The 10,029-nt window shown below is 39.8% G+C and carries 10 protein-coding genes; 3 read left to right on the forward strand and 7 right to left on the reverse strand.

Features of this window, described 5'->3' with window-relative positions:
• Positions 1-38: 38 nt before the first annotated feature.
• The 3 genes from RV13_RS17485 to RV13_RS17500 form a co-directional block, all read right to left on the reverse strand.
• Positions 39-776 carry an MBL fold metallo-hydrolase gene (locus RV13_RS17485; RefSeq protein ID WP_060789532.1) on the reverse strand — a complete coding sequence of 246 codons (738 nt, stop codon included), beginning with the start codon at positions 774-776 and terminating at the stop codon, positions 39-41.
• Positions 773-1,546, reverse strand: a complete 774-nt coding sequence (locus RV13_RS17490; protein WP_060789533.1) for a DUF975 family protein — start codon at positions 1,544-1,546, stop codon at positions 773-775. Before RV13_RS17490 ends, RV13_RS17485 begins: the two co-directional genes overlap by 4 nt.
• Positions 1,547-1,827: 281 nt before the next feature.
• A complete protein-coding gene (locus tag RV13_RS17500) occupies positions 1,828-2,907 on the reverse strand; it encodes a M42 family metallopeptidase (protein ID WP_060789535.1) in 1,080 nt (359 codons plus the stop codon).
• A gap of 152 nt (positions 2,908-3,059) precedes the next feature.
• On the opposite strand from RV13_RS17500, the gene RV13_RS17505 reads away from it, so the two are divergent.
• A complete protein-coding gene (locus RV13_RS17505; RefSeq protein ID WP_060789536.1) occupies positions 3,060-3,470 on the forward strand; it encodes an NUDIX domain-containing protein in 411 nt (136 codons plus the stop codon).
• Positions 3,471-3,509: 39 nt separating this feature from the next.
• Here RV13_RS17505 and RV13_RS17510 read toward each other — a convergent pair whose 3' ends face one another.
• From RV13_RS17510 to RV13_RS17520, 3 genes are read right to left on the reverse strand one after another with little or no spacing between them, the layout of a single operon-like run.
• On the reverse strand, positions 3,510-4,682 hold the full coding sequence (locus tag RV13_RS17510; protein ID WP_071875981.1) for an ABC transporter permease: 1,173 nt from the start codon (positions 4,680-4,682) through the stop codon (positions 3,510-3,512).
• Positions 4,669-5,808, reverse strand: a complete 1,140-nt coding sequence (locus RV13_RS17515; RefSeq protein ID WP_060789537.1) for an ABC transporter permease — start codon at positions 5,806-5,808, stop codon at positions 4,669-4,671. Before RV13_RS17515 ends, RV13_RS17510 begins: the two co-directional genes overlap by 14 nt.
• Positions 5,809-5,818: 10 nt before the next feature.
• Positions 5,819-6,751, reverse strand: coding sequence for an ABC transporter ATP-binding protein (locus RV13_RS17520; RefSeq protein WP_010745668.1), 933 nt, complete (start codon positions 6,749-6,751; stop codon positions 5,819-5,821).
• 152 nt (positions 6,752-6,903) lie between these two features.
• Here RV13_RS17520 and RV13_RS17525 point away from each other — a divergent pair, with 152 nt between their 5' ends.
• Together RV13_RS17525 and RV13_RS17530 are read left to right on the forward strand one after the other, a co-directional pair.
• Entirely contained in the window at positions 6,904-8,004 is a 1,101-nt protein-coding gene (locus tag RV13_RS17525) for a sensor histidine kinase (RefSeq protein ID WP_060789538.1), read from the forward strand.
• Positions 8,005-8,058: 54 nt separating this feature from the next.
• Positions 8,059-8,691 carry a response regulator transcription factor gene (locus RV13_RS17530; protein ID WP_010745666.1) on the forward strand — a complete coding sequence of 211 codons (633 nt, stop codon included), beginning with the start codon at positions 8,059-8,061 and terminating at the stop codon, positions 8,689-8,691.
• Positions 8,692-8,792: 101 nt separating this feature from the next.
• Here RV13_RS17530 and RV13_RS17535 read toward each other — a convergent pair whose 3' ends face one another.
• The gene (locus RV13_RS17535) at positions 8,793-9,878 is read right to left on the reverse strand and encodes a hypothetical protein (RefSeq protein ID WP_060789539.1); all 1,086 of its coding nucleotides are present in this window, start codon (positions 9,876-9,878) and stop codon (positions 8,793-8,795) included.
• Between the last annotated feature and the right edge of the window lie 151 nt (positions 9,879-10,029).

Raw genomic sequence — 10,029 nt, forward strand, 5'->3', positions numbered from 1 at the left:
TTTCCAACTCCTAGCTCCTGTTAAGGAATAAATTATTTTTAAATCTCAAAAACTTTGTGAGGCTGTGCCAATTCAACTGGAATGCCATTGCTTGTAGCAGCCGCCTGCTGACGTAGTTCTTCTAAATCGCCCTGTTGAGGCAAATGAGTCAACACTAGCTTTTTGACTGCCGCATTTTTGGCAAATGTGCCCGCTTCACCAGCTGTAAAATGTGCTTTATGGTGTTCGTTTCCATCAAATAAGTACGTATCTGCTAAAAACAGATCGGCCTCTTTGGCAAACTCATTGAAGGACTCTAGATAACCAGAATCACCCGTGAAGACAAAGACAGCACCGGTCTTTTCTTCGACAAAGCGCATTGCATAGCAAGGTACCGGATGAATCGTCTTCATAAACGTAACAAGAAACGGTCCAAGTTTCAATTCTTCTGCTTCAAAATAAGCGCGGCCTTCAGTAACGCCTTCCATCGTCAAATCGTTGAAATGAAATTCGTCTTCTGTGTGCCCATAGATCGGCAAAATAGGCTTCGGTGTTTGCGTTGGATAGAGCTGCCAATAATATTGCAATACCCCTAGATCCGCAATATGATCATGATGATAGTGAGTTAAGATCACTGCATCCAAATCCAAGGGATCCAGCTCCTTTTCCAGCTCAACAAGCGTTGAACTGCCAGCGTCTAATAATAAATTAAAGCCATCCGCTTGCAGCAAATAACTAGTCGTTCCTTGTCCTTCGTAAGGATAGGCACCTAAACAACCAAGGACGGTCAATTTCATGCGAATTCCCCCTGATCAATTTTTTCCTGTAACGCTTGATCATAGAATGCCGCACTTGCCGTGTTTACATAGACAGCCACGAAAAGCAGTCCTACGATCAAAGCCACAAAACCTAAGATATACCATCCAATAAAGGATAATTGCAATAAGATATATTTTCCCCAACGATCCTTCAGTAATGACCAAGCACGCTTGATGCAATCGCCCACACTTAAATCTGGATAATCAAATTTTACCCAAACAGCAAATTTGAAAATGATACTGATGATTGTTGTCACGAGTAAGAAAGCCAGTGTCAAAACAACATACAAACTAAGAATGCCGACATTCAACAAGGTAGAGACGTTGTCTACACTGGTCACGCCTCCTGTTGAAATCAGCGAAATGTACACACTGCTGCCCGCCTGCAGTAACAATGGAATAAAGAAAATTGCCGCTAATACATATTGTACGACTTGGGCAATAATATTGATCAGCATCAACGGAACGTAATAGCCCTGTTGAAAGACCACGAAAATTTGCCCTAATTCTGCTCGACCGCCACGCACGACGTACAAGCTGATGTAATAGAGGGCATAGCTGAAAGCAAATAAAACAAAAATGCTCAATAAAAATGAGATTCCTAATTGAAGATTTGTATTGCTGGTCATCGTGGAAACGTTACTGATCGCTCCTGTTAACAATCCAACAATTACGATCAACCCCACGTTGATCCCCCATTGACCATTCAGACGGTCTTTGGCTCTTTGACGATATTCACTTAGACTCATAGATACACTCCTTATTCACGATTCGCGGAAAATTTTTTTCTACGATTTTTTTAATTCTGAGATTTCTTTGGTTAAATGCTGTATTTTACGTTCGACTCGTTTGGCTTCAAGAGCAATTGGAACATTTCCTGGACTGAGCTTCTCAAACAATTTCAACTCTCTTTTTAGATGACTCAGCTCGGTTCGTTTTGTATCGATCTTTGTATTCCTGCTGTTAATACCCCTTATTCAAAGAATAGGAACAAACAAAAAATCCAATGCAACCAATTTAGCGACAGCTTTTAATAATTCTTGATTTCACCAACTGTTTCGTAATCTAAACGTGCAACAACTTCTGTGACTAGTTTTACTGTATTAAAATAATCCTCTTCATGGATGACCGATGTATGTGAATGTAGATAACGAACCGGTACAGTAATCGCTAACGAAGGCACACCATCACGGGTCAAGTGCATTTGTCCAGCATCGGTTCCACCACCAGCGATGACCGTATATTGGAAAGGAATGTTTAACTCTTCCGCCACATCAATCACAAAATCCAATAATTTTTTATGAGGAACCATAGAGGCATCGTAAATCAGGATCTGCGGTCCCTTGCCTAACACAGAGTCCGCTTCTTTCGGCGTCATTCCTGGTGTATCTCCAGCAGTCCCTGTATCCAAAGCAAAAGCGATGTCAGGATTTACGATATGTGAGCTTGTACGAGCCCCCCGCAAACCAACTTCTTCTTGAACGTCGCTGCCGGCGAACAAAACATTATGATGCTCCCGTTTAGATAGATTTTCTAATACCCGTAACGCGACAGCTGTACCAATTCGGTTGTCCCATGCTTTTGCGAGTAAAAATTTAGACTCATTCATTCGTTGGTAGTGAATATACGGCGTCACCATATCTCCAGGACGAATGCCCCATTCTTTTGCTTCTTCCGCACTAGAAGCCCCGATATCAATAAACATATCCTTAATTTCAAACGGTCTTTTACGTGCTTCCGGTGTCAACACGTGAGGTGGCTTAGAACCGATCACCCCATGGATAATCTTTCCTTTACGAGTTTTGATTTCCACTTGTTGCGCCAGCATGACTTGATTCCACCAGCCGCCGATCGTTTGAAATTCTAAAAATCCCTTTTCCGTAATCTTTGTTACCATAAAGCCGACTTCATCCAAATGACCAGAGATAAATACTTTGGGACCTCCGCCGCCTCCGTGTTTCGCGATCACACTGCCTAAACCGTCAAAGAAAATATCATCAGCAAAATCCTGTGCATAGCTTTTGAAAACTTCTCTGACCTCGTCTTCATTTCCCGCGATTCCTCGGGCTGATGTCAGATCGATCAATAATTGTTCTTCCTTTTTCTCCACTCTTACTCCTCCTGCTTTACCTCAAAAATAAAATACTACTTACTAGGATACTCTTCTAAAAAATGAAGAACGACCCTTTTTACCTATAAATCAGTATACCATTGTCAAAAAAATCTGCGTAGTATGTTGTATAATCACTAGGAGGTGATCGAATGGCACGCGTATTAGCAATTGAACTGACCATGATGGTAATGATCGAAAACGACCAAGACGAGGTACTGGTCCAAGACCGGAAGAAAAAGGATTGGCCCGGCTGGACCTTTCCTGGCGGACATGTAGAAAAGGATGAGGGCAGCTATGAGGCAGCCGTTAGAGAAATCGAAGAAGAAACTGGGTTAGTAGTACAGCCACTTTTGCGTGGGACAGCAGAGTGGAATCATTTAGCGAAAGAAACACGTGAGCTGGCTTTTCTTTACACTGCCAAAGTAAAGAAACAAGTAGTGCCTGATGATCTTTTTTGGGTAAAAAAGACAGCATTGACCACACAGCAGCTTGCAGGAACTTTAAATGATCTATTGCCAATCTTTTTTGGTGAAGAACAGCAAATTTACTTTGAAGATTAAAAAAATCAGCGTGCTAGGAAGGACACGCTGATTTTTTAATTAGGCTTGAACTTTTTTCAATGACCAAGTGCCCTTTTCCCGCATCGTGATCAGATGAATCACCCAAAATACAGCGGCAAAGGCTAATAGAACCCCTGATTGGAATAAAAACTTATCTAAAAAGGCCTGATCAAAGCTGACTGTTTTTCCGATCAATTCATTGTTCTGTACAAACCAGTAGGTTGGCGTAAAAGCAGCGATCTTATTCACCGCATCGGGTAAAAATTCACTTGGAACAAATACCCCGCCGACAAAACAGCTTCCCATTATAAAGATATTATTAATCCCGCTGATCGCATCTTCCTTCTGTAAAATACTGGTGATCAAAATAGAGAAACTAACAATCGCGACAAAGAATGATACTGTGTTCAGCAGGAAATACCCCATCACCTGATCCATGCTATTTCTAGTAACTGCTAATACGAAGGCTACAAATAGAAGCCAGCAGCAGACTGAATAGGCCAAGTTGCCTATTGATATTTTGCGAGACAGTTTCCGACGGGAAATGGGTGAACAGCTGTTTCGGCGACTGATTTCCTCCCGATTAAAGGCCAAATTCACTACCGCGTAACCGCTGAAGATTGTCATGAACATTCCATAAGCCAAGAGATTATAAATCTGACCCGTGACATTTCGTTTCTTCTTTTTATGGTAGCTTGAATCGAAATGTACTTTTCCATCTTTGCTCAAGGTTGTTTTTGTTTGCTTTAATAACTCCTTTTGACTTAGCTCTGGCATTTGCTTTTGATACGTCAAAAAGGTATTGAGATAGTTGTTTATCGTTGTGTCCACTAAGGATTGTGAAAAGGTTGCTGGACGGGTCTTGCTTGTTAGCTTCACGTCTTCTCCTTTAGACAATTTTTCTGAGAAATTCTTAGGTATCTCAAGAATATACTCTACTTCATCAAAGTAAAGCGCATCATCCAAACTCTTTTCAGAAGTATCCTTTAATTGAACAATCGTGTGTTGTTTTCCTAAATAATCTACAAAGCCTTTTTCAATAGCAGAATCATCTTTTGAGAGAACGGCAATTTTCGCACCCGTCAATTCTTCTGCGTCTTTAGTTAATTGACCGGCATAAAACATTGTGATAACTACCATAATGATTATCCCTAATGACAGACTCCCCTTATTCTTCTTCAGAATTTGCAGGATCGCTCTATAAGTGGTCATATTGCACCTTCCTCTCAAAAGAATAATTTAATAGGATAAATAAAATACCAACCCCAGCTAGCCACAATAAATTCGTATAAAAGGGATCGAGAGATTGATAATAAAACAGCTGATACAAGCTTTCACTAATTAGATTTACGATATTGATTCGTCCTAGCAATGGAACATGGACATCAATCCAATATTTGATCGATTGTGATCCCATCATTCCTGCTAAAAAGCTCATAATCATGGATATAGAGATCCCAATCGAAATCTTTTGTTGAAAGGCCAGCTTGGATAATGCATTCCCAATCAACGTCCCAAAAGAAATCGCCGTAAATGCACCAAGGGCGCAAACGAGTAGGATACAGTTCCAATGATCCCCAAACTCGACTTGATAAACAAAACGATAAAACATCAAGATCAAGGTCGTCTGAACGAAGAAGAGGACAAAACTTGCCAGCATATTGGCAAAGGACACCAGCAATTTATTCCGTGGAATCAAGCATAGACGCATCCCCTCTGGCGATTGATTGGCTTGTTGATCGTTCGCGTTGCGCAGTCCCCACATAAATCCGTACATGACGGTCATCCCGACTAACGTAAAGAAATAAAAAGATTTCAAGTTGAAGTTTCCAGTACCATTGCCATCTTTTACATAGCTCTTTTGTTCAAGTACCTGATTGAACATTTGTGGCTGTACCGTCCCAGTTGCCATCAACGTTTCAATTTTATCTGTATTTTGTAGATATTGATTCAAAAGTTCCTTTAAAACGGTTTGCTGCGTGCCGCTTTTACTAACAAATAGCTCGATAGTCTCTGCATCAATTTCAAAATAGCCGGCAATCTCATCATCCGACAATTGTGCCTGTGCTTCTTTTTTTGACAGTTCTTTACTCTTAAAGACCACTTCATCATCATCGTCTTTTATTTCCTTTAAAACCGTTTTAAACTGTTCTGCTTTCGTTTCATCTGTAGAGACGATCCCAACCTTCGATGTTTCTAAGGACATCATTTCATCTAAGTTGCCAAAGGCTAGATTGAACAATAATCCTAAAACGACCGGAAAGGCAAAGGTCCAAAAAAGCAGACTACGATTTCTTAATAAGACGCGCAAGCGATAAATAAATAAACGAATAAACATAATCTCCCCCCTAATCCCTTAATTCTTTTCCGGTGATTTCCAAGAAAACATCGTTTAGTGTTGCCTCTTGCGTGTGGATATTGGCGTACATAATTTTTTCTGTTTCAAAATAATTCAAAATTGGCAGCAGTGCCTTTTTCAAATCCTTAGTGGTTATTTTTAGATAGCTCTCATCATAAGTTACTTCCAAAATAGATGGGAATCCCTCAACCGTTGCCACTTGTTCTTCAGTCAATCCTGGAACCTCGATAATTAATTTTTCATTTTCGCGAACCATATTTTTCAGTTGCTCTTTACTGCCCTCAGCGATTACTTGTCCTTGATCAATAATCACAATATGGTTACATAAGATCTCGACTTCTTCCATATAATGAGTTGTATAAACGATTGTCGCTCCTTGACGGTTCAGCTCTTTAATACTATCCAAAATCTTGTTACGACTTTGTGGATCGACAGCGACAGTTGGTTCATCTAAAAAGATCAGCTCTGGTTTATGCACGATCCCACAGGCAATATTCAATCGACGCTTCAAACCGCCGCTTAGCTGTCTAGGATAAAATTTTCGAAATTCTTCTAAACCAACAAGTTGAATGACCTCTTCTACATATTGCTCTCGTTTGCTCTTTTCTTGCACATACAACCCGCAAAAATAATTGATATTGTCCGTAACACTCAGTTCTTCAAAAAGAGCAATCTCTTGAGGCACAACCCCGATTTTTTGTTTGATTCCATATTTTTCTGGTCCCATCTCTTCACCGAAAATTTTGATTGAGCCTCGATCATAAGTCAGCAATGAGAGAACACAATTGATAGTGGTAGATTTTCCGCTCCCATTTGGTCCTAATAGACCCAAAATTTCACCCTTTTTCACGGATAGGTTTAAATGGTTCAAAGCGGTGAAATCACCGTAGCGCTTTACTAAGTTTTCGATTTCAATTAACATTTGAAAAACTCCTTTTCCTTTTCATCTTACATTTACTATAATAAAATTAGAAAATTTATTACAGTGAGTTTCGGCCAATCATAGAATGACAAATGTCATTTTGTGAAGAAGTTTACGTGAAATCATATTTCAGCTAGAAGTTAGGAGAGACAATGAAGCATTTAAATAAATATTGGGCGGATTTTTTCTTCTTTGAAATTATCGGTATCGTCCTCTTGTTTCAGCAGGAGTTCAAACCACAAATGGTCGTCTACCTATTGGCCAGTATTCTCTTAGCCGCACCCGCCCTATTGCTGAAAAAATCATTAGGCCAAGCAATGGGGGTCTTTCCACTATTAATTTTAAGTTTTTTTTGGCCTATGCTGCTCATTTTTTTGCCAGCTAATTTGCGAATCTCCTGGCGAGAAGAAGTCATTTGGAGTTGGGGATTGATTGTATTGGTCATTCCTTTATTCCAAGATGGCTATTCTTCATCTGAGCACCTACTGATTTTTTGTTTAAGCTGCTTTGCTATACTCTTAGCTTGGCGTGGGAAAAAACAGATGGAACTAGAAGAAGCTTTTTTGCAGTTAAAGGATGATAGCTGGGAAAAACAAGAACTTCTAAAACAAAAAAATCAAGAATTGATACAATCACAAGAGACCTTCATCGATCTGGAAATCTCAGAGGAGCGAAATCGAATCGCTCGTGACATCCATGATAACGTCGGGCATTTGCTCTCTAGCGCCATCATTCAATTAGGAGCAATCGAAGCTATCAATCAAGCGGATTCTTTGAAAGAGCCGTTAACTCAATTAAAAGTGACTATTCACACTGGGATGGATAATATTCGCGAAAGTGTTCATGATTTGCATGAAACCTCGCTTTCCTTCAGAAAGGGATTGGACTTTCTTATTGCGGATTTTCAATTCTGTGAAGTGACTATTCGTGGCAATATCCCAGAAAATTTGACTCAAGAGCAGGATCGTACCCTATTAATGGTAATGAAAGAAGCCTTGGCCAATGTTATGAAGCACAGTAACGCGACCAATGTCACTCTTTCATTCAACGAGCTGCCGGCATTTTATCGATTACAGATTCTTGATAATGGAACGTTGGCTAAAAAAAGCGGGAGCGGTATTGGATTGAAAAGTATGCAGCAACGTTTAGAAAAAATCGGCGGTCAGATGCATCTCTCACAAACTCCCAATCATTTTATGATCCATGTCATCCTACCGAAAAATACTCACTCGGCACTCCGAGAAATCAATTGATGTAAGTTAGCCTTTACTTATTAGAATAAAAAATGAAGATTAAGGAGAAGTTGTATGATTCGTGTTGTCGTTGTTGATGATGATCCACTAGTTACAGAATCATTGAGGACTATTTTAGACCTGTCGCAAGAAATACACGTTCTAAATACGGGTAATTCTGCCGCTGAAGCGGTGAACTTATATTTGCAGGAACATCCTGATGTTCTATTAACGGATATTCGTATGGGAGAGAGTACAGGAATAGAGGCTGCAAAAGAAATTTTCAAGCAAGCTCCTGACGCTGTTATATTGTTACTAACAACTTTTTCCGATGATGAATACATCCGCGAAGCCCTACAGATTGGTGTAAAGGGCTATCTGATCAAGCAGGACCTAGCTAGTATCGTCCCCGCAATCAAAGCCGTCTATAATGGACAAACGGTTTTTGGAACAGAAATTGCCGGAAAATTAGCCTCCATCTTAACCAGTCAAGCACCACAAACTCAACCTACTATTGAGTTATCTGAACGAGAAGAAAGTATTTTGATTGCCGTTGCCAATGGAAAAAACAATAAGGAAATTGCCAAAGAACTATTTTTAAGTGAAGGGACGGTCCGAAATAATATCAGCCAGCTATTAGAAAAATTAGAAGTTCGTGACCGTACCCAATTAGCGATTTTCTATTACAAAAATTATCAGCAAAAATAGCCTAAGGAGATATTTTCCTTAGGCGCTTTTTATTATCAAAACGTTACCACAGCAAAGCAAGCCAAGGAAGAAATCCTCAATTGGCTGATGCTATATTTTTATTACCTCTTTTTCTTCTTGCCGCCATTCTTCTTTTTATTTCCACTGTTTATCGGTGACTTATTCTGTCTTTTTTCAATCAGCGATTGAACATAGGCTTCTTTCGGACTGAGGCGCTTATGTTTCTTGGGCTTTTGTGCAACAGTTGTCGCTGATTTCGTGGTTTCGACAGCAGTTGAATCTCCCGCAAAAGAATCACTTTCTAACTTTATAGGTGGATCATTAATTTCTATCAGAGGATCAACAGTTGGATCTTCCAATAGGCTTCGTTCCTTATCCTGCTCTGTAAATACTACTCGAGCATCCGCTAAACGAACCACTTCTGGATGAACCACTTGAACTAAAGCCAATCTTTCTTCTTCACTTAAAGTGGTGGGATTAATCCCTGTGGGCACAACGATTTCGATAGTTTCTGCCGCTTCTTCGGAAGGTTGATCCTCCTCAATTTGCAGCACTTCCATTACTTTTTCTAATGTATCCTTTGTCCCTGGGCGTTCAAAATCAACGAGCTTGACGAAACGGCGCACCCCGTCCTTTGTTTTAAAAATACTTAACGTAGTTAGGATCTCTAAACTTTTAGCTAGCTTGGCCATACTGACCCTCTCATCCGCGTCTCGGATCGTCAAAGTATGCTTCTTCCCGCTGGCATCCTCAAAAAAAGAAACCAAGCGAATTTCTAGATCTGGGTTCTTGCATTCCCCAGTTTTTGGTGTATCTAATACTTTTTTATAAAAACGAGCCACTTCGGTGAATCGTTGGTATTCTTTTTTGTTACTAAATAGTCGACCGATCACGGTTGTCCATTCTCCCTCTGCGGAAAAATAGTCTTTGAAATATACACAATATTTACGTAAAGCGTCATTCGGTTTAGCTGTTATAAATAATTCTCGAACTAAATCATAGCACAAGAAAGAAAAGTCGCTGCATACAATCGCATTCCGCAGCATAACAACTACTAGATACTCGATGACTGAGGCTGTATCCTGTGTGTTTTTGAAATAGGTAAGAATTTTAGCTTCTAATCGTTCCCGTTTCATACTAAATAGTGCTCTCTGAGTTAGTGGCTGTGTCTTTTGGTTGGCTTTCATAATAGGCTCGCTCCTTTTTTTGTATCCGTTTTCTTTTCTTAGAAATTATCATAACGTATTTTCTATAAAAAAATTTTCTTATTTTTTTTGCTAAATCGCGCAAAAAAAACATAACCCAAATTGAGCCGACCCCCAAAAGTTAGACCAAAAT

Origin of the sequence: Enterococcus raffinosus, from assembly GCF_001886185.1 — a bacterium.
In the GTDB taxonomy this organism is placed as follows: domain Bacteria; phylum Bacillota; class Bacilli; order Lactobacillales; family Enterococcaceae; genus Enterococcus_A; species Enterococcus_A raffinosus.

What these genes read in the sequence shown, in the direction of transcription:
- RV13_RS17515 (WP_060789537.1), bottom strand. Translation starts at nt 5,808, where the DNA reads ATGTTTATTCGTTTATTTATTTATCGCTTGCGCGTCTTATTAAGAAAT.
- RV13_RS17485 (WP_060789532.1), bottom strand. Translation starts at nt 776, where the DNA reads ATGAAATTGACCGTCCTTGGTTGTTTAGGTGCCTATCCTTACGAAGGA.
- RV13_RS17505 (WP_060789536.1), top strand. Translation starts at nt 3,060, where the DNA reads ATGGCACGCGTATTAGCAATTGAACTGACCATGATGGTAATGATCGAA.
- RV13_RS17490 (WP_060789533.1), bottom strand. Translation starts at nt 1,546, where the DNA reads ATGAGTCTAAGTGAATATCGTCAAAGAGCCAAAGACCGTCTGAATGGT.
- RV13_RS17530 (WP_010745666.1), top strand. Translation starts at nt 8,059, where the DNA reads ATGATTCGTGTTGTCGTTGTTGATGATGATCCACTAGTTACAGAATCA.
- RV13_RS17535 (WP_060789539.1), bottom strand. Translation starts at nt 9,878, where the DNA reads ATGAAAGCCAACCAAAAGACACAGCCACTAACTCAGAGAGCACTATTT.
- RV13_RS17525 (WP_060789538.1), top strand. Translation starts at nt 6,904, where the DNA reads ATGAAGCATTTAAATAAATATTGGGCGGATTTTTTCTTCTTTGAAATT.
- RV13_RS17520 (WP_010745668.1), bottom strand. Translation starts at nt 6,751, where the DNA reads ATGTTAATTGAAATCGAAAACTTAGTAAAGCGCTACGGTGATTTCACC.
- RV13_RS17510 (WP_071875981.1), bottom strand. Translation starts at nt 4,682, where the DNA reads ATGACCACTTATAGAGCGATCCTGCAAATTCTGAAGAAGAATAAGGGG.